The organism is Niastella vici (assembly GCF_002077945.1).
Classification (GTDB): domain Bacteria; phylum Bacteroidota; class Bacteroidia; order Chitinophagales; family Chitinophagaceae; genus Niastella; species Niastella vici.
The window spans coordinates 134,509-158,716 of sequence record NZ_LVYD01000113.1 but is presented as its reverse complement, the minus strand read 5'-3'; the positions used below and the strand labels follow the sequence as shown (position 1 = coordinate 158,716).

Sequence of the window (24,208 nt, the reverse complement as noted above, 5' to 3'; positions counted from 1 at the left end):
AATATGGTGCTGTTAACAGACCCTTCTGTTTCCCATTCTGATAGCGGGGCTGAATTGTCACGCGATCACATTACCCGTGAATCGGTTGAACTGCTGGCCGATTGTAAACGGGAACATCTCCGTTTTGCCCATTGGAAAGGTAATTCGCACCTGTTGCAATCACTCGAAGGAAGATCCGATATCGAGATATTGGTACACCCCAATTGCCGCCTGCAGTTTGAGGCCATATTACGGCGGCGTTCCTATAAAAAAATGCAATCGCAACCGCGCAATGCCTATCCGGGCATTGAAGATTGGTTGGGGTTCGATCCCGATACCGGCAGGCTCCTGCATTTGCATACGCATTACGATCTGGCCACCAAAACCGGTAAAGAAAAATTTCTCCATTTGCCCTGGCTGGAATTTTTCTTTCAGCAGCTGAAAATAGATCAACTAACCGGGTGGCCTGTACCAATACCCGAAATGGAAACCCTGGTGCTGCTGGTACGCATCCATGCCAATATGCTCCATGATAAACCGGTGATACCGATAGTAAAACAAAAGGAACTGCAGCAGCTGTTAAGCCAGGTACAGCTACAGCGCTTCAGGGAGGTTTGCTCCGGATTGCAATTGGAAGTGCCTGCCGGGTTGGAGGTAGAAATAAACAACATAGTACAATACCACAGCGTGCCTGCCATGATCCATCTCTCCGCACAGATCTATCACCAGCTTTCAGCCAGTATTATAACCGCCAGCCCAATGGCTGCAATAAAGACTTTTTATTATAAATATTTTCTCAAATTCTATAAGCATGCAGGCCGGTTTACCGGGCCTGTTCAATTAAAAAAAACACTATTGGCGGGTGGTAAGGTCATAGCATTGGTAGGCAGTGATGGGGCCGGCAAAAGTACGCTGTGTAATGACGTCATTAAATGGCTCACGTTTAAAATAGATACCCATTATTTTTATTTTGGCAAACGGCCATTCATCAAAAGTTATGGGTGGCGGCTTTTTTCCATAACGGCGTTCCTTTTCAATGACCGGGCTGTTTCAAAATACTTCAGAAAACTGGCAGGTAATATTTATTATCTGCTGCTGATACATAAAAAAATAAACATGCTACGGCTTGCCAACCGGTTGCGCCAAAAGAGAAGCCTGGTGATCTGCGACCGGTTCCCGCAAAAAGATATACTGGGGTTTTTCGATGGCCCCAAATTGCAGGCGAATACAAACACCTGGTTTGCCCGGCTTGAAAGAAAACAGTTCAGCCTGTTTTGCCAAAACGGAGCTGATGTAGTTTTCAAATTGCAGGTACCTCCTGAAATAGCTGCCCAACGTAAACCTGAGCACGATAATAAATTGATCGAAAAGAAATGTGAAAATCTTTCCGGCATATCATTCGGCCATGCAACCGTCATTGACATAGATGCCGGAAGGCCTTATGAACAGGTGCTGCTTGAAACAAAAAGAAAACTTTGGGAAGTGCTTTGACCGACCATTTGACCCATTTGACTTTTTTAAACCCTTTAGACACCCTTCGTTCAACTATGAAGCCAAAGATCATTGAAATAATTGGCCCGCCGGGAGTCGGGAAATCTGCTATTTACAAATCGTTGTGCAGAACCTGGAAGCCTGGTTCGCAATGGGCATACCCTGATGTGCTCCTGACAGCCAGGCCACATTTTTTTTCAGCCAGAAAATGGCTTGCCTACCACCTGCGTATGGTGCTGCATAGAAAGTTAACAAAGACAATTCCGGTAGAGTACGGCTTGCGATTTGCTGCAAAGGAACAGGAACTGGCAGCATTTTGCTGGAAACTTATTTCCTATATCCAATTTTATAATGACGATGAGATCAACCAACGCTACCGGTCGGCCTATTTTTTATTCACCACTTTTAGCACCTATCAGGCTGTATTGGAAAATGCGTCGGAGAAACCCTGTATTATAGAAGAAGGATTTTTGCAAAAATCTTTTTTTATAAGAGATACCAAGGTTGATGAACCGCTCACCAATTGTATGCTCGATAAATATTTACAGCTGGCGCCATTGCCTTATGCAGTCATTTATATGGATATACCCGATAACAGTGAGATCGTAAAGCGGCTTCGCGGCCGCAACAAGATCATCGCTTCGCACAGTGGCAAAGATGATGCGGCTTTGCTAAGGGATATTGAAAACTGGCGGCATGTTCAACACATCATCCTTGAAAAAATTCAACAGGCAGGTGTTGGGGTCGTGCGATTTAATGGGCATCAACCGGTAAAGGAAAATGTTGCCCGTATAATTAAGTTGTTAAAGAAAATTGAGACCACCCGGGATGCCGGATCAGAAAACAATAAAGAAGGGTCAACGCTGAATTTAATTACACAATCCTGTTAAGTTATGGCGCGGTTTTTATTTTACGACGACAAGCTCATCAACCTGATGATGCAGGCTGAAAAGCCCTGCGGCGGATCAGCCGTTCAAACATATGGATGGATCAGGGGATTGATGGAAGAAGGGCAGGAGGTATATATTATGACCGATTCGCCCGGCGCCAACCCGTTAAAAGAAGAATGCCGCAATATTCCGGTTGTTCCCATGTATGATCGCAACAAAGGCGTTCGCTGGTTGCGGTGGTTGTATTACCGGCTGCCGTATATCTGGAAACAAATGAAGGCGGTAAAACCCGATTATCTCTATGTGAGCATTCCGGGTTGGACCTCCCTGCTGCTCTGTATCATTTGCCGCCGGTTAAACATCAAATTCATTCAACGCATTTCGAACGACAACCAGTTAGACAACCGGTTCCGTAAAGATCATTCGCTGATCCATCAATTATTGTTGTTCTGGGGTTTCGGCCTGTCGCATCACATCTTATGTCAGAATAATTTTCAGCTTATGACCATCCGGAAAAAGTTCCCAGTTAAATCAGCCATCAAAATGACGAACCCGTTTTACTTAAATGATCAGGAGCTGGTTGTTACGAACAGGACCCGGCGCTATATTGCCTGGCTGGGCATTTACCGGTACCAGAAAAACCTGAAGCTTTTATACCAGATCGCCAGCCTGATGAAAAAAGAGCAATTCCTTATTGCCGGAAAAGAAGGGGCAAATTGTGATGAGGAATCACTTTGTTACCTGGAAAAATTAAAACAATTGCCGAATGTACAATTTGCCGGTTTTCTGCATCGTACGCAGGTGCTGCCCTTTTTGGCGAATGCCCGGTTTTTGTTGAATACCTCGCATCATGAAGGGTTCAGTAATACATTTCTGGAAGCCCTGTCGGTGGGTACACCGGTTATTTCAGGTGTGAATGTTAATCCTGATTCAATTATTTCAAAGAACGATCTGGGAATTATTTACGATGATGTGTTTGACCTGTGCAGGCAATACGCGGCTTTAACACCGGAGTTGTATCAGCTTATGTCGGCCAATGCCCGGGATTATGTTTCGCTCAATCATAATTACCGGTTGGTGTCGCGGAAACTGCTCCGGTATCTTTCCGTGACCGATAAAATAATACCCGGCAAAAACGACCGCACGCAGCTACCGATCAATTATACCATTAAGGAAAAATTAAAGGAACATGAAACTGAATAACTACAGGAAGCGTATCCTTTTTTTTATCGGCAGTTTCAAGGGGGGAGGAAAAGAACGGCGATTGATAGAATTATTATCTTACCTGTCGGGCAAAGACCGTTATGAATTATTAGTTGTAGTTACCGATCCCATAGTTGATTATCCCGCTTTCTACAATCTGAACCTTACCTGCCGCATAATTAAAAAGAAATGGCAAAAGAACGACCTCACCGTGTTTTACCAGTTCTATAAGATCTGCCGGCAATTTAAACCGCATCTTATCCATACCTGGGGCCGCATGCAAACATTTTATGCGCTGCCGGCTGTAATTGGCCAGGGTATACGGCTGGTGAACGGACAGATCACTTCTGCTCCGCCCCATGCAGCAAGGTGGTCGCTTAAAAAATTGATCGATTGCATCAATTTTAATTTTTCAACGGTTATTTTATCAAACTCCCGGGCAGGTATAGAAGCGTACAGACCGCCATTCGCAAAAATGAAAATAATTTACAACGGAATAAGTTTTCAGCGATTTGAGCACCTGCCTCCGCTGGAACGGGTACGGTTGAAATACGGGATCACTACACCATTTGCCGTGGTAATGGTTGCTACCTTTTCGGCCAACAAGGATTATAAACTGTTCTTCAGCATTGCAGAAAAGATCACCAAACAAAGAAATGATATCACCTTTATTGCAGTGGGCGATAGTTGCAAAGACCCGGACGCCTGTGCGCGTTACCAGGAGTTGACCCGCTGCAATCCCCTGATAAAAATGACCGGAAGGATCTATGACGTGGAAGCGGTTGTCAATTGCTGTACAGTGGGGGTGCTTTTTTCGAATACCGCCGTGCATGGAGAAGGCATTTCAAATGCCATTATAGAATACATGAGTCTTGGCCTGCCGGTGATCGCCAACGATGCGGGTGGAACCAAAGAAATAGTGCAACACAATGTGAATGGTTACCTGGTAACGCGGCAATCACAAACCGAAATTAGCGGCATGATCCTGAGCCTGATCGATAACCCGGAGAAATGCACTGCTTTTGGAAAGGCGGGCCGGAAGATCATTGAAGCAACTTTTTCTATCGACAGAATGGGAAAAGCTTTTGAACAAACCTACGATGAGATTTTGGGGTTTCGGGATGTAGGGATTTCAGGATTTGTAGGATCGCCACAGTAAATAAGATCTCAAAATCTCAAAATCAAAAAATCAGAAATCGATGAGAATATTATTCGTCTGTAGCGGTAATAGTAAAGAATTCGACATCGCTCCTTTTATTAAAGAGCAGGGCGAGTCGTTGAAAGCGGAAGGAATTGAAGTGGAATATTATCCGGTTGTGGGAAAAGGTTTGCGGGGTTATATAAAAGCAGGGTTCAGTCTGCGCAAATTGCTGAAAAGGGAACCCTGTGATCTTATTCATGCACACTTTATTTATTCCGGTTATGCCGCCCTTATAGGAGCAGGTAGAAGAACACCTGTAGTATTGTCGTTAATGGGCAGCGATGCCAATGGGGAATATAAAGGGAAGAACAAGGTTAAATTAAGCAGCAGGATCTCTTCGTTTCTTACCTGGCTCATACAACCTTTTGTAAAAGCCATCATTTCCAAATCGGCGAACATAGAAGAATCAGTGTACCTCAGGCATAAATCTTTCGTTATTCCCAATGGCGTGAATCTGGAAAAATTCAAACCGCAATGGCGGGTAATAAATAATGATCATTCAGGGGAAAATAGAAAGATGAAAGTGTTGTTCCTCGCCAGTAAAACAAAACCCGGTAAAAATTTTCCGTTGGTACAGGCTGCCATGAGTTACCTGGAAGGGTCGCCTGTAGAACTGATATGTCCTTATCCTGTATCGCATGCCGATGTGCCACGTTATTTGAATGAAGCGGATGTGCTGGTTTTTCCTTCGTTTATGGAAGGCTCGCCCAATGTCATCAAGGAAGCAATGGCCTGCAATTGTCCCGTTGTTTCAACCGATGTGGGTGATGTACGCTGGGTGTTTGGTAAAACAAAGGGCTGCTATCTTGCTTCATTTGATGCAACCGATTTTGCGGAAAAAATAGCGATGGCAATACATTTCTCGCAAACGCATGGGCGCACCAGCGGAAGGCAACGGCTCATAGCACTGGGGCTCGATCAGGGAACTGTTGCCCGGCGCATTATAGCTGTGTATAAGCGGTCATTGGGGAGGGCTCCCGGCTTGCAGCTTGCAGTTAATAGTTCAAAGTTTACAGTTCATAGTTAATAGTAAGCGCCTTTGCCTATTGTAAATTGTTTATTGCCTGTTGTTTCTTTTCTCCCTGGTTTGTTCAACTTTAATGGAACTGATTTATGAAAAAAAGTTTTAGAAACTTATTGGGTTATCTGGTAGCGACTGTATTCATCATGACAGGCTTTGTAAGGCATGCCAGGAAAAAGGCCCAGAATACAAATTGTATTCTTGCCCTGTATTTTCACAAGCCTGCCAAAGATGAATTTGAACAGTGCGTCAGGTGGCTGAAATCAAAGGGATTCAAATTTTTAAGCCTGCATGATATCAACAAAATAAAGAATGAGGAACTGCCCTTTCCAAAAGGTGCAGTGTTGCTTACGGTCGATGATGGCTGGCAATCGAATGTGACCAATGTTGTGGAGGTGGCAAATACGTATGAAGTGCCGGTGACTATTTTTGTTGCTACCACGCCGGTTGAAGAAGGGCCGTATTGGTGGTCGTATGTACAGCAGGCAAAAGAATGTGGGCTTATACAATATTCCAAAAAGGCGTTGAAAAAAATGCCCGAAGAAAAACGGCAGGGCATTCTGCAGGAAGTAAAAAAGAAGGTAGAGCCCGGCAGGGACGCTATGACCGTAGAACAGGTAAGGGCTATATCTGCATCGCCCTTTATTACGATCGGCGCCCATACGCAAACGCATCCCATTCTTATTAACTGCAGTGAACGGCAGGTGTATGATGAAATGAAAAAATCACGGCAGAAACTGGAAATGTGGACCGGTACCGAAGTAGCCTCGTTTGCTTATCCGAATGGCGATTATAGCAACCGTGAAATACAGATCCTGAAGGCCTTGAATTACCGGCTGGCTTTTTCTTCAGATCCTGAATACCTGACACCGGAGCTGCTGAAAGATAATTTTACCTTACCAAGGTTCGGTTTCCTCGAAGGCGCTTCAATGGCAGAGAATATCTGCCGCATCACTGGCGTATGGCAACCGATCATGTTCAAATTGCCACATCACCCTTCGAGGCGTTCGAATGTTAAAACAGAAGAAGGTTCAGTACTGGAAAAGGTTTTACAGGATGCATTATACCGGATATTGATAATTGCAGTTCTCCTTTATGAAAATTCTCTTTGATATCAAACACCCCGCCCAGCTCAATCTTTTTAAAGGGTTGTGCAATGAGTTACGCAATGAAAACTGGGATGTAACAATATGTTACCTGCAAAGGGGCAAATTGCCAAATATTATTAAAAAGGAATATGGTGGCTTTACTGCCATCCCCGTGGGAAGCAGCAGGGGTACCAGGTGGTCAATACTATGGGATGGAAATGTGAAACGAACATTCGCCTTCCTTGAACTGATAAGAAAAGAACAGTACAATATTTGTGTGGCGGCAAGCAGCATCCCACTGGCTCTGGCGGGTAAGCTCGCCGGCATTCCGGTCATCCAGTTTTACGATGATCCCGAAAGGAAGCGGATCAATGCTGTAAATGCCAGTCTTTCTACCCAGCTGTTCTTTCCGCCAATAGTAAAAAAAGACCGGAAGGTATCGGTTTTCAATTGCCTTAAAGAATGGAGCTATCTGAGCCCCCGGCGGTTTCAGCCCAATGAGCAGGTGCTGCAACAGTATGGACTGGCGCCTTATGAATATGTTTTTGTGCGGGAAGTGAGCAATAGATCTTTTAATTATTATAATCAGCCCGATGGCATCATCAGCTGTTTCGCGAATGACATAAACACCAACACAAAAGTTATTCTATCGCTTGAAGATAAGAGTTACACCAACAGGTATCCTGCACACTGGACCATTTTGCAGGAGCCCATTGCCGACATTCATTCGCTTATTTATTATTCCAGAATGGTGATCTCATCGGGCGATAGTATGGCAAGGGAGGGCGCCATGTTGGGCGTGCCGAGCGTGTATTGTGGAACAAGGAAAATGAAAGCCAATGACCTGTTAATACAGGCAGGTATGCTGGAACATTTATCCGGCTTCGGCGCCCTGTCTTTTATAAATAAGACCATTGAAAACAAGTTTGATCCCGGAAAACAACTCAGCACCAGGAACAACCTGCTTGAGCAATGGGATGATATGACCGCATTCATGAAAGAACAGATAAACCGTTATAAAATTTAGTTCACCATGAAAATTTCAATTTTTGGTTTGGGATATGTTGGCTGCGTCAGCCTTGGCTGCCTGGCAAAGAACGGGCACGAAGTGATAGGTGTTGATGTAAGCAATTTTAAAATTGAGCTCATCAACAATGGCCGGCCCACGATACAGGAAAAAGATATTAACGAGATCATTGGCGAAGGATTTGAAAAAGGCCGTATATCAGCAACCCCATTCGTTGAGGAGGCGGTGTTGAATACTGAAGTAAGCATTATTTGTGTGGGTACACCGCCTTCTTCGAATGGGCATTTGAACCTCTCCTATATTTTCAAAACGGCAGAACAAATAGGAAAAGCGTTGCGGGCAAAAGATAGCTTTCACACAGTGGTCATTCGCAGCACGGTGATCCCCGGCACCAACCGGCGTTATGGCGACATCATAGAAGAATTTTCAGGTAAAAAAAGGGGCGTTGATTTTTCAGTGGTCTCAAATCCTGAATTTTTACGGGAAGGAACGGCCGTCCATGATTATTACCACCCCGCGGTTACAGTGGTAGGTGGCGATAATACGTTCGCCATGGAGCAGGTGGCTTCTTTATACCGTTGTCTCGATGCGCCCATTGAAATAACGGATGTTAAAGTGGCCGAGATCATAAAATATGTCAACAATTCCTTCCATGCCCTCAAGATCGCTTTTTCGAATGAAGTGGGCGCCATCTGCAAATCGTTGCACATCGATCCGTTTAAAGTAATGGAGCTCTTTTGCAAAGACACCCGGCTGAATATTTCAACCGCTTACTTAAAACCGGGATTTGCCTTTGGTGGTTCCTGCCTGCCGAAAGACCTGAAAGGCCTTGTAACCCTGGGGCACGACAATTACCTTGATACCCCCATTTTGTCAGTGATCAATTCCTCGAATGAACAGCACCGGCGAAAAGCATTTGAATTAATAAACGATACGGGGAAGAAAAACATCTGTATGGTAGGCCTAAGCTTTAAAGAAGGTACCGATGATCTGCGTTTCAGTCCTTTCGTTGAACTGGCCGAAACCCTGATCGGGAAGGGGTATCATGTTACCATTTATGATGAATATGTTTGTCTTTCAAAACTCATTGGCGCCAACAAGGCGTACATCAATGAACGCCTGCCCCATTTATCGGAGCACCTAAGTAACAACCTTGAACAGTCCATTGCAGAAAATGATGTAGTGATCATCAGTCACAGGAATTTTGACCCCAAACAATATCAACATTTGTTAAAAGATAAAACAGCTATTATAGATCTGGTAAGGATCCACGATCTCGAAGCGTTGCCCAATTATGAGGGCATCTGCTGGTAAAACACACCAATGTGAAATAGTAAGGGCCTGTAGAAACTGTAGAAAAGAACCGATTAACATTTAAATGCTTTTGCTATGGCACAGAAAATTGAAACAGGTTTTTTTGACCAGGTGGTCAACCGGAAAATGTATTCCAGTAAGAAAAATCTCAAATTTCACCTCGACAATCTTTTTGAACATGTAGAGCTGGCACAAAAAGAAGTGCTGGATGTGGGCGGCGGCAAAGGCCTGCTCACGTTTTATGCGGCCATTAAAGGCGCTAAAAAAGCCATTTGCCTGGAACCGGAACAGGCAGGATCGACCCGGGGAGTGATCAACGCATTCCGTGATCTGCAGCAGGCATTTCCGGCAACGTTGCCCGTTGAATTGATGCCGTTTACCCTGCAGGAGTTTTTACAGCAAACCAAACCCGCCACCTTTGATGTGGTCATTATGTATAACTCCATCAACCATCTCGACGAGGAAGCATGCATTCATTTATTGAAAAATGAAACCAGCTATAGGCGATATGTAAACATTTTTAAAAATGTTTACCGGGTAATGAAGAAAAAAGCCACGCTGATAGTAACGGATTGTTCCTGTAATAATTTCTTTAACGATGTGGGAATGAAAAACAGGTTGGTTCCAACTATTGAATGGCATAAACATCAGCAGCCACATACCTGGATTAAATTATTGAAGGAATCCGGATTCAGGAATCCGGAGGTGGTATGGCTCTCTCCAAACCGGCTGGGAAGGCCCGGCCGGTTCTTTTTCGGCAATTACTTCATTTCATATCTCACTACAAGCTTTTTTAAGATCAGTATCGAAAAATAACCCTGATGTAGAATCGATTTGTTAACATTAAAATCAGCTGCTTTATGACCGTTGTAAAACAGAGACGTGCGATCCCGTTCATGGCATTTGACATACTTCCCTCCAACCCGAAATACGTTATTGTGGCAGGTACGGGGAATAAAGCAAAAAGAATTGAAGACGAGGTGCTCACAAGTCATTACCACGGTTATCATCTAAAGGGATTTATTAGCTGCGATAACCAGGAAGACTGTATGATCGAGAATAGAAAGGTGCTGACCGATCTGGATTCAGTTGATCAATACCTGCAATCGAATCCCATTGATGAGATCGTTATTGCCTTGCCCGATAACCAGATAGGGGCCATACAAAAAATTTTGACAGTTGCCGATTACCATGGCATCAGGGTTAAATATGTATTGGATTATCATGAATTGTTTGGCAATCATTACAGGATCACCCGGTTTGGGCAGGTTGATGCCGTGAACATCAGGGAACTGCCCACTGACGGAAAAATGGCCGCCTTCTTTAAGAATTGTTTTGATAAAATATTCGCCGTTGCAGCGCTGCTGCTGCTGCTGCCACTTTTTCTTGTTATTGGTGCTATAATAAAGCTGGAATCACGAGGCCCTGTTTTTTATTCCGCCATCCGTATCGGAAAAGGCGGAAAGCCTTTCAAAGTATACAAGTTCAGAAGCATGAAGGAGAACGATAATTCTGCAGATGGTATTTGCTCTACCACATTAAATGATCCAAGGATCACCCGGTTTGGCAGAATAATAAGAAAATACAGCATCGATGAATTGCCTCAGTTTTTCAATGTTTTAAAAGGTAATATGAGCGTAGTGGGCCCAAGGCCGCACCGGCGGTACCTGAACCGGCAGTTGCAGCTGAATGTATACCATTATATGCTCAGGCAATATGTAAAACCCGGCTTAACCGGCTGGGCGCAGGTGAACGGCTGGCGGGGACCTACCGATACAGAAGAACAAAAAAGACAACGCACCCTGCACGATCTCTGGTACATTGAGAACTGGTCGTTCTGGCTCGATATAAAGATCGTTTTCCTTACCATCTTCAGCCACAAAGTGTATAAAGCTGCTTTTTGATTGTTAGTATACCCTATTCAGGCTAACTCAAAAATATTGATCAATTAAACCACTGTGTCATGAAAACGTGTGTCCTATTCTGCCTGTTTTTATTGTTAGGCAGGGAAAATGTATTTGCGCAAACCTCGATCTTCGCTTATGGTTCAGGCTGGAAGTACCTCGATAACGGTACAGATCAGGGTACTGCCTGGCGATCCCTTGCATTCAGCGATGCTTCCTGGAAAACCGGGAATGGTAAATTTGGGTATGGGCTCAGCGGGCTTTCAACCATTGTAAGCTATGGGCCCGACTCAAAACAGAAATATATTACCACTTACTTCAGAAAGATCATTGCTGTTTCAGACACTTCCCACTTCATCTCTTTTACTGCCGGTGTATTGAGGGATGATGGCGTGGTGGTTTATGTAAATGGGGTGGAAGTGTACCGGAATAATATGGGCACGGGAAGTGTCAATTATTTAACTACCGGTAAAGATGCCAGTGATAATGGAACGGTTACCCAGGCTTTTACTATTAATACATCTGCTTTTGTAAATGGCAATAATATTATCGCCGCTGAAATTCATCAAAAAACGGGCAACAATGCAGACCTGGCTTTTGATATGCAATTGTCGGGGGTAAAAGATGTAACTCCGCCGGTTGTTGTAAGCATCCTGAGGCAATCACCTGCCACCCAGGTGACCAACGCCTCAAGTGTTACATTCAGGACCACTTTTTCGGAAAAAGTAACGGGTGTTGATAATACCGATTTCACGTTGACCACGGTTTCCGGAACAGCAGGCGGTGTGCTGGCAAATGGGGCCGTAGTGCCGGTTGGTACAAATGGCATTGCTTATGATGTAACAGTAAGCAATGTACAGGGTGATGGTATCCTGCGCCTGGATTTGAACAATAGCGGCACCGGTATCACAGATACCGTCGGCAATGCCATTGGCACAGGATTTACCAATGGTGAAACCTACAATGTCGATCACACGCCACCATTTACCGTAAGCATCTTGCGGCAATCACCCGCCACTCAGGTGACCAACGCCTCAAGTGTTACATTCAGGACCACTTTTTCGGAAAAAGTAACGGGTGTTGATAATACCGATTTCACGTTGACCACGGTTTCCGGAACAGCAGGCGGTGTGCTGGCAAATGGGGCCGTAGTGCCGGTTGGTACAAATGGCATTGCTTATGATGTAACAGTAAGCAATGTACAGGGTGATGGTATCCTGCGCCTGGATTTGAACAATAGCGGCACCGGTATCACAGATACCGTCGGCAATGCCATTGGCACAGGATTTACCAATGGTGAAACCTACAATGTCGATCACACGCCACCATTTACCGTAAGCATCTTGCGGCAATCACCCGCCACTCAGGTGACCAACGCCTCAAGTGTTACATTCAGGACCACTTTTTCGGAAAAAGTAACGGGCGTTGATAATACCGATTTCACGTTGACCACGGTTTCCGGAACAGCGAGCGGCGTACTGGCAAATGGGGCTGTAGTTCCGGTTGGTACAAGTGGCGATGCTTATGATGTAACAGTAAGTAATGTACAGGGTAACGGTACTTTGCGCCTCGATCTGAACAGTAGCGGCACCGGTGTCAGCGACACTTCCGGCAATGGCATAAGCGCAGGATTTACCAATGGTGAAACCTACATGGTCGATCGCACACCACCATTTACCGTAAGCATATTGCGGCAAACGCCCGCCACCCAGTTGACCAACGCTTCAAGTGTTACATTCAGGACCACCTTTTCAGAGAAGGTAACAGGAGTGGATAGTTCCGATTTCACGTTGACCACGGTTTCAGGAACAGCAGGCGGTGTGCTGGCAAATGGGGCTGTAGTTCCTGTTGATACAAATGGCATTGCTTATGATGTAACAATAAGTAATGTACAGGGTGCTGGTACTTTGCGGCTCGACCTTAACGGCAGCGGCACCGGTATCGCTGACACTGCCGGCAATGTCATTGTCACAGGATATACCAATGGTGAAACCTATATTGTTGACTTTACGCCACCATTTACCGTAAGCATCTTGCGGCAATCGCCTGCTGCCCAGTTAACCAACGCTTCAAGTATTACATTCAGGACCACCTTTTCAGAGAAAGTAACAGGAGTGGATAGTGCCGATTTCACGTTGACCACGGTTTCCGGAACAGCAAGCGGGGTGCTGGCGGATGGGGCTGCAGTTCCTGTTGGTACAAATGGGTTAATTTATGATGTAACAGTTAGTAATGTACAGGGTGATGGCACCCTGCGCCTCGACCTGAACGGGAGCGGCACCGGTATCAGCGATACTGCCGGCAATGCCATTGGCACAGGATTTACCAATGGTGAAACCTATATTATTCAGCAGCAGCTTCCTGATGTGCCGCCGGTAGTCACCAGCATCAACCGGCTATCGCCCGCCACCCAGGTGACCAATGCTTCAAGTATTACATTCAGGACCACCTTTTCAGAAAAAGTAACAGGAGTGGATAGTGCCGATTTTACGGTGACCACGGTTTCGGGAACAGCAAGCGGTGTGCTGGCGAATGGGGCAGCAGTTCCTGTTGGCACAAATGGCGTTGCTTATGATGTAACCGTAAGTAATGTACAGGGTAACGGCACGCTGCGGCTCGATCTGAACGGTAGCGGCACCGGTATCAGCGACACTACCGGTAATGCCATCAGCACAGGATTTACCAATGGCGAAACTTATATTATTCAGGATCTTAACGGGCCGCCGGTAGTCACCAGCATCAACCGGCAATTGCCGGTTAACCAAAACACCGATACCACCACGGTAACATACAGGGTTATATTTTCCAAAAAAGTAAGAGGGGTCGATGCGGCAGATTTCATCACCGTTGCCACCAGTGGCAATGTGCGGGGAACCCTCTCGAAGGTGGCCCAGCAGGCGGCTTCCACGGCGCTCACCGATGCCGTAAAAGTGGTGGGAACCGATAGCACTACATATGACGTAGCTGTAAGGGCGCTGGCCGGAAACGGCGTGCTGCGGTTAGATGTGAAGAACAGCAATACAGGAATAACCGATGTTAGTGGCAATGCGCTCAGTGGCGGTTATACCAGCGGGCAAACCTATACTGTAAATGTGGCTTCATCGCAGTGCTTTCAATCCTTTATGGACCTTGATCCGGTAACCATCTCAAGTACAACGCGCGAAATACCACAGGCAAAAGTATGGAGCTATGCAGGCAAATGGTGGGCGGTTGCAGCAACATCAGCCGGTACAAAAATTTACCGGTTGGATAATACCAGTTGGACAGATGTATTAACGATAGCCACCGCAAACAATTCCAGGACCGATTGCCGGGTAGTGGGCAACCTGGTGCACATGCTGCTGTTCAGGGGTGCTTCTGCTACTTCCTATATTGTTTCGCTTGAGTATGATCCGGCTGCAAATACCTATAAACGCTGGACACAAAGGACCGCCAATGTAAACATCGTTTTTGAGGCCGGAACAATAACAGCTACGCTCGATAAAGATGGTACCGGCAGGCTCTGGATAGCATCCTGCAGCAATGGCAATATGCTCGTTCGTTACAGTGATGCGCCTTATTCAACCTGGAGTTCACCCATCACCATTGCTTCAGGCGCAATGAGCGAGGATATTTGCGCCATCACTGCTTTACCCGGAAAGATCGGGGTATTCTGGTCGAACCAGACTGCAAAGCGGTTTGGCTTTAAAACGCATACTGACGGCGCCGATCCCACGCTGTGGTCGGCCGACGAAGTGCCGGCATCACAATCGGCTCAGAACATTAATAAGGGAATGGCCGATAATTACGTAAATGTATTGGCCGCCAGCGATGGCACCCTGTACTGTGCTGTAAAAACCGGGTACGATAAAGCCGGCCTGCCAACAATGGCATTACTGGTACGCCGCCCCAACAACAGCTGGGATAATTTGTATGCAGTTACTTCATCCAAAGAAGGGAACAGGCCCATCGTCATAATGAATGAGGCCGCGGGTAAAGTAAAGGTGATCTATTCAACCCACCTCGACAATTTCGATGGCACCCGTAGCGGGGATATACTGTACAGGGAATCTTCTACGGCAAATATTTCGTTTGGCCTGCCGGTGACCCTGATTAATGGATTGGGCGTCAACAGTCTTGAATATACTACCAGCATCCATCAAACCTATAATCCCGCCATTGTGGTCCTTACAACGAATGAAAATGTTAACCCGCTTAAAGCTTTGGGCGTACTGGCTACCGATGCACCGCCCGGCAACCTGGCAAGGGTTGCCACTGCTTTGCCTGTGGCGGCTGAAAACTGGCAGGTGCGGCCAAATCCTTTTGTGAACAATGCAACACTTGATTTTAAGCTAATGCTGCCGGGACCCTATAGCATTACGTTATACGATAGCGAGGGAAGAACGATCAGGGTGTTGAAACAGGGCTGGGCTGCAGCGGGCATTCAAAATTATGTTTCTGTCGACGGTTCGTACCTGGCCAGCGGGCTTTACCTCATAAAGATCCAGACCAACTCGCAAATACAAACACTGAAGCTGCTTAAAAAGTAAAGTGTACCCATTTACTAAATTAAAACGTGAGAATATGCAACTGACCCCCAACCAATCAGAAAAAATAGCCGGGTCCTCCTTCCTCATTACAGGAGGGGCCGGTTTTATAGGCTCGCATCTTGCCGAATGCCTGTTGACAGACGGCGCCAGCAAGGTGCGTGTGCTGGATAATTTCTCAACGGGCCGTTTTGGTAATCTGGCCCCCTTTGCCAATCATCCACAGTTTGGCTATACCGATGGCGATATCCGGGATGTACATACCTGTAAAAAAGCCTGCGAAGGAATAGATTATGTTTTCCATTATGCGGCTACCCGGTCAGCAAACGACCCCGTGACCATCAATAATGTAAATACGCCCGGTTTTTTAAACATGCTGGGTGTTGCACATGATGCCAAAGTGAAACGCTTTGTGTATGCGTCAGATTTCTTTTGCAATGGTTCAAAAGATATCAATGAGTTGTATGCCGGACAGTTCGCCAGTTTGTATGGAATGGAAACCATCGGGCTGCGGTATTCAAATGTTTTTGGCCAGCGGCACGATCCCCGTAGCGGGTATGCTGCCATTATTCCAACCTTCGTGATGCAGTTGATGCGGCACGAATCGCCGGTGATCAATGGCGCGGGTGCGTATGTACACGATTTCAATTATGTTGAAAACGTAGTACAGGCAAACCTGTTAGCGGTGCTAACCAATAACCCGGCAGCAGTGAACCAGGTGTACGATATCACTTTTGAGGAAAAATATTCTTTACCTCAGCTGGCCCTGTGCCTGAAAGAATTGCTGAGTGTATTTGATGCACGCATTGCTGCCGTTGACCTGGCGCATGAGCCGGGGCCTGAGCAGGATGCACTTCCCGAAGCAGTTGCCGAAAAAGCAAAGGAATTGCTGGGGTACCACCCATGCTATTCATTACGCCAGGGCCTGCTGCAATCTGCCAGTTGGTATTGGACCTATCTTCCAATTTTTCAGGAAGAAGCAGTGGAAAAAAAACGATGGAATGCGGAAGTAGCAAACGAGCAATTATTAATTAGAAATTGAAAGTTATGTGGGCACGCCGACTGGCCATTTGGCCAACATTGCCGATAAACGTTTATTTCAGGAATGAGTCAACCTGTTTGCCTTACCCGCTGAATGATGATGGATGCCGGGTGTTCTCCAGGGCACGCCATGCCATTTGGAATGCCTGTCATACCCTGGGGTTGGGGGCTAAAGATATTGTGCTGGTGCCGGCCTATCACCATGGCAGCGAAGTGGAAGCCATGCTGCAGGCGGGTGTGAATATCCGTTATTATAAAATGACTGAACTGTTGGAGCCGGACCTTCAAAACCTGGAAAGCCTGCTCACGCCCGATGTGCGGGTGCTTTACATTATACATTACCTGGGGTTTCCCCAGGATGCCGGGCGCTGGCGTCAATGGTGCGATGACCGGGGCCTGTTGCTTTTTGAAGATGCGGCCCAGGCATTTCTTACTGAAATTGATCACAAACCCGTTGGGTCTTTTGGGCATGCCGGTGTGTTCTGTTTGTACAAAACGTATGGTGTGCCTGATGGGGGCGCTGTGATCTCCATGGCGCCGCCGCCACTACCGGGGTCGGCAATTAAGCAGGGTGGATGGCGGGTGTTTAAACGCCACTTTAACTGGCTGGCCGAACGCTGGGCTGCGATAGGCTCCATGCATCTGAGTTGTAAACCTATGTTGAAATGGTTTAAGAAAAAGAAGTGTGATCCGCATAGAGAGTTTGCCCTGGGTGATCCATTTTCACCACCTTCAGCCATGACGATGCGCCTGTTGCCAAAAGTAGTTGACAGCACCACGGCTGCACGGCGAAGAAAAAATTACTATTTTCTGCTTCACAAGCTGGGGCATCTGGTGCCTCGTCCATTTGCAGCGTTGCCTGCCGGCGCCTGCCCGTTTGCATTTCCGGTAGAAGTAAATGATGCGCCATCGGTGCTCAAAAAATTACGCCGCTATGGAGTGGAAGGTATTCTTTTCTGGCGCAATGCACATCCCTCGCTTCCCGTACAGGAATTTCCCCGGAGCATGGCATTCCGGAACCGGGTGTTTGCCATACCGGTTCACCAGGATCTGACCCCTTCTGAATTGAACCAGATCGCCGATGCAGTGCTCAATGCAACCAGTTCAGCAGAAATGCAACAATCGGTAACAGGGACCAACTCCCGGGAATCATTAAAACAACTGATTAAAAGTATATTTCTTGTAATCTGGGATTGTAATTTATGTCAACAACTATAACAAAAATAAAGACCTTCGGCGTTGCCATTCCACCTGCAACGGCATCAATAAAACTGTTGACGGGGTCAGCAGTGTTGAACCTGCTTAACGACGAAGCTTTCCTTGACGGGTGGAACCGGCTCAACAACGCCTGTCCCTGGGCAACCGTATTTCAGCACCCTTCTTTTGTAGCAACCTGGTACCGGGTATATGAAAATGACTGGCTGCCTGTTCTGATAAAAGGTGAACAGGCGGGTAAACTTACGGGACTGCTTACCCTGGCAATGGATAAAAAAGGCCTCATAACCGGCGCCGGGGCCAATCAGGCTGAATACCAGGTATGGATCACCGCAGATGCAAACGACGAAGCGTTTATAAAGAATGCTCTGCAGGTGCTTCGCCGCACTTTTCCCCGTAAAAAAGTGTTGCTCAAATATGTACCCGCAGGTGTTTCACTGGTCTTCACCAAAAAGGACCCGGTTTTTAAAAAGCGCTGTTTTGTAAAAACATCCCCGCAGCCGGTCATGCTCATTGATGAGGCGCATTTTACCAGTGAGCTAAAAAAGAAGAACCGGCGCGAAAAGATCAACCGGCTGAAAAAAATGGGTGAATTGTCGTTTGAACGCATTACCGGTTTTAACAGGTTTGTTGGGGTATTTGATGAGCTGGCGCTGCAATCTGATTTCAGAAAAGGGGCGATGTATAATAAGGTTGCTTTTAAAACTGATCCATGGCGAAAAAAGTTTTTGCTGCTATTGTTCCAACAAAATATCCTGCACACGACTTTATTAAAAATTAATGATAAAATAGTTTCCGCCAATGTAAGTATAGGCGATAACAGGCAGCTTCATTTGCAGGGCATCAATTCCTTTGATGCAGCTTATGCCCGGTATTCGCCCGGTATCATCCATTTTTTAATGCTGGGTAAATTACTGGCGCAGGAAGGCGCAACAGTCTTTGATCTTACCCCCGGCGCCGATGGGTACAAAGAAACGCTGGCAACAGATTATTCGGTAGCACATACACTCAGTATTGGCAATAATTATCATGGCTTTACAAACCGGTTAAAAACCGGGCTCAACAACTATTTAAAAAATGCTGCTACCAGCATTGGGATAAAAAGGGATGTGTTCAAAAAAGGGCAAAGGAGCTATATCCTGCTCAGAGGAAAATGTATGCATATGGCGAGGCAGGGTGTAGCTTCCTTCTTTGCCCTTTTTTTCAACAAATTAAAAAGCACCCGCAAGACATCGAAATGCTGGGTCGTTTGCAAAGGTTTTGCCACTTCCGGCTTATTGAATTGCAGGCGCGATGACCTGCACCATTTGCTGCAGTATGATCAACAGGGGAGCTGGTATAGCCGGCAGGAATTCCTTGCTGATGCCATGGACCGGTTTACAGCAGGCGGGCATTGTTACAGCTGGGCCGAAGATGGGCGGTTATTAGCCTGTGTATGGATAGCCAGTGCGCCGGCTGAGAATACCGCATACAAATTTGTTCATGAAACAGAAGGGTTCATCATTTCATTGTCAGCGCTCTATTGCAATCCAAAAGGCCGTAAACAATTTCCACTGTTCCTGCGATCGCTGGGGAATGTGTTAGCGCTCGATAATCCGCATTCCTCCTTTTATTTGCTTACAGATCGTAATGAAGACCGGGCATTTGAAAAAGCAGGGTTTTACCGGTTACAGTGACCAACCAAAAAAATACCTATATGAATACAACAGCAGATACCCAAAATGAATTATACAAAGACGTTGTTCCTGAAGTAAAAAACAAAATAAGGCTCAACGATGGTTATTCCATAGAGGTGATAACAGGCATTGCAGTAATTGATCTGTTGTTGGAACCTGCGTTCCAACAAAGCTGGGATATGCTATATGATTGTTGCCCATGGGGCACTGTTTTTCAAAGCCGCCCATTTGTTACGGCCTGGTATCGGCTATACCGCGATCAGCATTTGCCCGTTTTGGTGAAAGCAACTGAAAGGGGGCAATTGAAAGGCCTGTTGCCAGTGGTTTTGTTAAATGCCGGCGATGGTGGAAAAGGCGGTAAAATTGCGGGTGCAGGGCATTATGAAGCGCAATACCAAACCTGGCTGGCGGCGCCTGCTGAATCAGAACTTTTCATAAAAAAAGCCCTGGCCGCTCTTCTGAAAAAATTTCCGGCCCATCCCATAGCATTCCGGTTCCTTTCGCCCGGAACGCCGCTGAACTGGATAAAAGAAGATAAACAATTAAACCGGTACAGTATCATTCAGTCGTACACCCGGCCATTGTTAAATTTCAACAACCCCAACCATGTGAACCTGTTTCAGCGCAAACATTTCAAACATAAATTGAACCGGCTGAAAAAACTGGGCGAGGTTGAGTTTGAGACCATAAATGATTATACAAAGTTTGAAAGCAGTTTGAATGAAATGACCGTTCTGTTCGATTTCAGGCAAAGCGCCCTGTTCAATAAATACCCTTTCAGGGATGATCCCGCAAAAAAAGAATTCCTGTTGCAGTTGTTCCGCCTTAACCTGCTTCATGTAACCGTATTGAATGTGGATGGAAAAATGATGGCCGCTGTGGTGGCGGTAACCGGTAAGGATAAGTGGGTGCATTTGGCCGGCATCAACTGCCATGCGCCATTTAACAGCAGGTACTATTCACCGGGCTATATGAATTTTGTATTATTATTCAAACAGCTGTCGGCAGCAGGTATTTCCTGTTTTGACCTTACCGCGGGGTATGATACTTATAAGGAAGAACTGGCCAATGCGCATGATGAAGTAAAGGAATGGGTGATCAGCAGCCAACTGAAATTTCGTACGAAAAGGAAAATAAAAAGTAAGATGCATGCCCGCCTTGTTGCTGCGGGTATCAGACCTATGTCGGTAGAGCTTAACCTGAAAAAATTCCTTTACCGGGTACGGCATTGGCGTTGGTCAGATCCGGTTAAAGCGCTGGTAAAAAAAATACAGGGAAAACAAATTCAAAAACTGTATCAGGTTGATACCAGTACATTATCATCAGTAAAAATATCATTGCATAAAGACAACCTGAATGACCTGTTGCAGTTTAAACAGGAAAAAAGGGTGGATATAACCAGGTGGGCATTCCTGTCAGATGCCATGCATCGCTTCGAAGATAAACAACATTGTTATACCTGCACAGAGAATGGCCGCCTGTTGTGCTGTGCCTGGTTCAGTTTTCCCGATGCAGTTTCAACTGACAAGCCGGAGGTACCGGCGCCTGAAAGTGCGATGGTGCTGGAAAGGCTGTATTGTAATAATACGGGAAAAGACCGGTTGCTTTCATTTGTGAAAAGCATGGCCCTGGAGGCGGCTAATTATACCGGAAGGAAAACTATTCAACTATTGTCGGCTGACCCGTTGTTTTGTAAAACCATGAATGCTGCGGGATTTTAGCTCGTAAACAGGTAGGTTATTTTTTCATGTCGCCAAGGGTGGCATGCGCATCGCCCATTTTTATGGCATCAAAATATAAAACCCTTTTATTGCTCTCCGTTTCAGCATTATTATTCCAGTCGGCTTTATAAATTCCCAGTTTCCAGTTTGGCAAATGAAAGTTGCCGTTAGAGATGTCATACATGTTGATGCCGGCATGCTTTACTACCTGTTCTCCATTCTGCCATATTTCAATGAGCCCATCTGCTGCGGCGGAATGTATTATGTGTATCACATAGTATTGCCAAACCTCTTTTTTAATTTCTCCCATTTCTATCCATTCTTTTTTATCGATGTCGGCTTTTACGCGGAGTTTTATGCGGCCAGCCTTTGTTCTGATGCATAAGGAAGGCGTTGCTTTTCCACCCTGGTGCCATTGGCAGATCACTTCATCGCTGTTGTCAGGATCATAATCGTTTTGCGGGAAATAAACGGCAAATGCATACCACCGCTCCAGGCTGGTTGCTTTGTCGGGCTGGGGAAATGATATTTCGGCCCTGGTGCCATTATTATTTTCGGGGTCGCCATGCCTTAGCTCAAAACGGGCAGCTTTATTTCCATCATAAACCGGGTTGTTCACCAGTTGCATTCCGTAAGGCGTGGCTGTTTGTAATGATACAAAGGCGGGAAGTGTATTGGCTTCAAAACCCGTTTGGTAAAGAATATGGGTTTGCAGTTCCGTTGGGGGCAATGGAGGCCTGTTGTCATGGAGCATATCTTTATAACTATAAACCATGCTTCCTGATAATAAAACCCCTGCCAGTAGTATATGTTTTTTATGGATCACACGGGGCGAAATTTAACTTCCTTAAAGATACAATAAAAAAAGGCAGCCTTTTTACAGGCCGCCCTTTTTTTCATTAACAATAACCCCCACTATTTCGCGATAGTGAAAGTGATTGTTTTAGAAGTACCCGCTGAACCACTTGCATTATCTAAAGTGTAAGGGGTAGCTTTCAAGGTATATGTTCCCAGAGCTGGTGGATTCCAGTTACCATAATAGAAATTGCCGGCGCCATTATCGCCCATTAACGCAAAGGGAGCTGCATTATCAGTAGAAGTTTTGCTTTGCGTTCCGCTTAATTCGAATTTAACACTTCCCACGACGGAGGTGTTGGTGTATGCGCGAATGTTGCATTTGGTAACGCCCAGTGCGCTCAGGCTAATGGTTTGTCCATCAGTTATGCTGATCACATCCTGCTCGGTGGCTGCGTTAACCAGCTTGAGATTGGTCACACTTTGTCCGGAAGTGGGAGTGGTTGTGGTTGTTGTGGGCGGAGTGGTTGTTGTTGTATTGGTAGTTGATGTGGTATCTGTAGGTGTAGTGGTAGTGGTTGAGGTGCTGCCACTGCCTTGTGGCACCATGTCATTATAGGTAGCGTTTTCGTCGCCGATCCTGATGTCATCGAAATAGAGCACGCGAACATTGGTAAGTGTAGTGCCGCTGCCATTCCAGTTCGACTTGTAAATACCCATTTTAAGCCAGGGCATTGAATAAGTGGTGCCTACGGGGTATGCATTGGCGCCTGTTTTGCTGAACACCTTTGCTCCGTCGATCCAGATCTCAGTTAATCCATCTGAGTTGGATGAGTGATTCACATGCAATACATATGAATGCCATTTGTCTTTACCCAGTGTGCCAAGGTCGTTCCATACTCCCAGGATCCTTACGTACAGGTGGTCTTGTTTTACGCGGAGGCAAAGGGCCGGTGTAACACCGCCACCCTGGTGAAACTGGGTAATCACATCGTCATCTGTGTCGTACTTGAATTGATCGCTGGGAATATACATGGCATAAGAATACCAGCGATGCAGATTGGTGGTTTTCGGGAAACTCAATTCTGCCCTGGTTCCGTTCGACACCTCTGGATCTGTATCATGTAATTCAAACCGCACTGCTTTGGTGCCATTGAAAAACTGTGTGGTGGATTGTGTAATACTGTAGGATGCAGCTGCCTGTTTGCTGGGATAAGTGCTTAAGCTTGATCCATCAGCAGTTTCATGATAAATAAGGTTGCCAATTGAGCGGGCAGAAACAGTAGTGTTCAAGGTACTGTCTGTAGTGTTTTCAAGGGACGGTTCCATAACTCCTTTTTTGCAGGAATAAATTGAAGCCAGTAACAAGGACACGGTCAGCACGCGCTGATGCTTGCGAAAGAAATTACCTGTTTGCATTGATGTTTTCATTTTAGGTTATTAATTAATGAATGATACACTACTCACTGGCCTTTCGTGGTTACGCACTTGCATAGAGCTTCCCCTTTCACATCACAGGTTTGTTTTTTACCTGCGATGTGTTAACCACGATGGCGGTTCTTGTTTTTCAATTTGCTTTAAGAGTGGGGCATACTTGTCCCGGGCCGCATGCTGTGCATGGCAGCCATTGTACTTCAGCAGATCTCCGAACTTGATTAAAACTTATTCAGGCATAACTTAACCAGGAAACAAGGTTCTGTTTTTATGCTTTCGGTTAGTCGGAATACGCTGTTAACATAGGATTCACTCTTGAATAGGAAAAAGCTTAAGCGACAGGTAAGATTAATGTTAACGGTGTAACTGTGTTAGGTAAGGTTCTTTCACAAGGTTGCGGTTGCTCTCTATCTCAGGTCACTTTGTTCTCCCGGGTATGCACTTTCTCAAAAACTTTCTTTACTTCACAATAACAATATGCTTCAACCAGTACCGGAATTTTGTATTCCAGCCCTGTCTGGTTGGGGAATCACTGAATTTGCAACACTTTTTTTCTGCCTGGCGACTGTACAACTCTCTTTACGAAAATCTCCTCGTGGAGAATTTTAGATAACCATTTAACCGGTGCTGATGCTGATGTAAAAGTGAAGAACAATTTTTAAGTCATCGTTCTGTCAGTAGT

General features: G+C 45.8%; 17 protein-coding genes. 15 read left to right on the top strand and 2 right to left on the bottom strand.

Annotation, left to right across the window (positions count from 1 at the left end; all coding sequences use genetic code 11):
- Window positions 1-3: 3 nt before the first annotated feature.
- The 15 genes from A3860_RS37015 to A3860_RS36945 all read left to right on the top strand — a co-directional run bounded on the left by A3860_RS37015 (window position 4) and on the right by A3860_RS36945 (window position 21,297).
- A complete protein-coding gene (locus A3860_RS37015) occupies window positions 4-1,470 on the top strand; it encodes a nucleoside/nucleotide kinase family protein (RefSeq protein ID WP_081155642.1) in 1,467 nt (488 codons plus the stop codon).
- Between the two features lie 56 nt (window positions 1,471-1,526).
- Window positions 1,527-2,360 carry a hypothetical protein gene (locus tag A3860_RS37010; protein WP_081155641.1) on the top strand — a complete coding sequence of 278 codons (834 nt, stop codon included), beginning with the start codon at window positions 1,527-1,529 and terminating at the stop codon, window positions 2,358-2,360.
- A gap of 3 nt (window positions 2,361-2,363) precedes the next feature.
- Window positions 2,364-3,563 (top strand): glycosyltransferase family 4 protein, encoded by a 1,200-nt coding sequence (locus A3860_RS37005; RefSeq protein WP_081155640.1) that lies wholly within the window; start codon window positions 2,364-2,366, stop codon window positions 3,561-3,563.
- Window positions 3,550-4,722 carry a glycosyltransferase gene (locus A3860_RS37000; RefSeq protein WP_081155639.1) on the top strand — a complete coding sequence of 391 codons (1,173 nt, stop codon included), beginning with the start codon at window positions 3,550-3,552 and terminating at the stop codon, window positions 4,720-4,722. The genes A3860_RS37005 and A3860_RS37000 overlap by 14 nt, the downstream gene beginning before the upstream one ends.
- A gap of 40 nt (window positions 4,723-4,762) precedes the next feature.
- Window positions 4,763-5,791 (top strand): glycosyltransferase family 4 protein, encoded by a 1,029-nt coding sequence (locus A3860_RS36995; RefSeq protein ID WP_081155638.1) that lies wholly within the window; start codon window positions 4,763-4,765, stop codon window positions 5,789-5,791.
- A gap of 86 nt (window positions 5,792-5,877) precedes the next feature.
- Window positions 5,878-6,897 (top strand): polysaccharide deacetylase family protein, encoded by a 1,020-nt coding sequence (locus tag A3860_RS36990; RefSeq protein WP_081155637.1) that lies wholly within the window; start codon window positions 5,878-5,880, stop codon window positions 6,895-6,897.
- Window positions 6,881-7,900, top strand: coding sequence for a DUF354 domain-containing protein (locus A3860_RS36985; RefSeq protein WP_081155636.1), 1,020 nt, complete (start codon window positions 6,881-6,883; stop codon window positions 7,898-7,900). Before A3860_RS36990 ends, A3860_RS36985 begins: the two co-directional genes overlap by 17 nt.
- Window positions 7,901-7,906: 6 nt before the next feature.
- Window positions 7,907-9,214: a nucleotide sugar dehydrogenase gene (locus tag A3860_RS36980; RefSeq protein WP_081155635.1), complete on the top strand. Its 1,308-nt coding sequence runs from the start codon at window positions 7,907-7,909 to the stop codon at window positions 9,212-9,214.
- Window positions 9,215-9,289: 75 nt separating this feature from the next.
- Complete coding sequence (locus A3860_RS36975; RefSeq protein WP_081155634.1) at window positions 9,290-10,030, top strand: class I SAM-dependent methyltransferase; 741 nt, start codon at window positions 9,290-9,292, stop codon at window positions 10,028-10,030.
- A gap of 44 nt (window positions 10,031-10,074) precedes the next feature.
- Window positions 10,075-11,118, top strand: a complete 1,044-nt coding sequence (locus A3860_RS36970; RefSeq protein WP_081155633.1) for an exopolysaccharide biosynthesis polyprenyl glycosylphosphotransferase — start codon at window positions 10,075-10,077, stop codon at window positions 11,116-11,118.
- Between the two features lie 59 nt (window positions 11,119-11,177).
- Complete coding sequence (locus tag A3860_RS36965) at window positions 11,178-15,647, top strand: T9SS type A sorting domain-containing protein (RefSeq protein ID WP_081155632.1); 4,470 nt, start codon at window positions 11,178-11,180, stop codon at window positions 15,645-15,647.
- Window positions 15,648-15,681: 34 nt separating this feature from the next.
- A complete protein-coding gene (locus A3860_RS36960; protein WP_081155631.1) occupies window positions 15,682-16,686 on the top strand; it encodes an NAD-dependent epimerase/dehydratase family protein in 1,005 nt (334 codons plus the stop codon).
- Window positions 16,687-16,691: 5 nt separating this feature from the next.
- Window positions 16,692-17,903, top strand: coding sequence for an aminotransferase class V-fold PLP-dependent enzyme (locus A3860_RS36955; RefSeq protein ID WP_081155630.1), 1,212 nt, complete (start codon window positions 16,692-16,694; stop codon window positions 17,901-17,903).
- Complete coding sequence (locus A3860_RS36950; protein ID WP_081155629.1) at window positions 17,888-19,576, top strand: GNAT family N-acetyltransferase; 1,689 nt, start codon at window positions 17,888-17,890, stop codon at window positions 19,574-19,576. Before A3860_RS36955 ends, A3860_RS36950 begins: the two co-directional genes overlap by 16 nt.
- A 20-nt stretch (window positions 19,577-19,596) precedes the next feature.
- Window positions 19,597-21,297 (top strand): GNAT family N-acetyltransferase, encoded by a 1,701-nt coding sequence (locus A3860_RS36945; protein ID WP_143774453.1) that lies wholly within the window; start codon window positions 19,597-19,599, stop codon window positions 21,295-21,297.
- Between the two features lie 16 nt (window positions 21,298-21,313).
- Here the strand turns inward: A3860_RS36945 and A3860_RS36940 are convergent, their stop codons facing one another.
- Both A3860_RS36940 and A3860_RS36935 read right to left on the bottom strand, forming a co-directional pair.
- Entirely contained in the window at window positions 21,314-22,123 is an 810-nt protein-coding gene (locus A3860_RS36940; protein WP_081155627.1) for a polysaccharide lyase, read from the bottom strand.
- Between the two features lie 89 nt (window positions 22,124-22,212).
- On the bottom strand, window positions 22,213-23,523 hold the full coding sequence (locus A3860_RS36935) for a polysaccharide lyase (protein ID WP_081155626.1): 1,311 nt from the start codon (window positions 23,521-23,523) through the stop codon (window positions 22,213-22,215).
- Window positions 23,524-24,208: the final 685 nt, after the last annotated feature.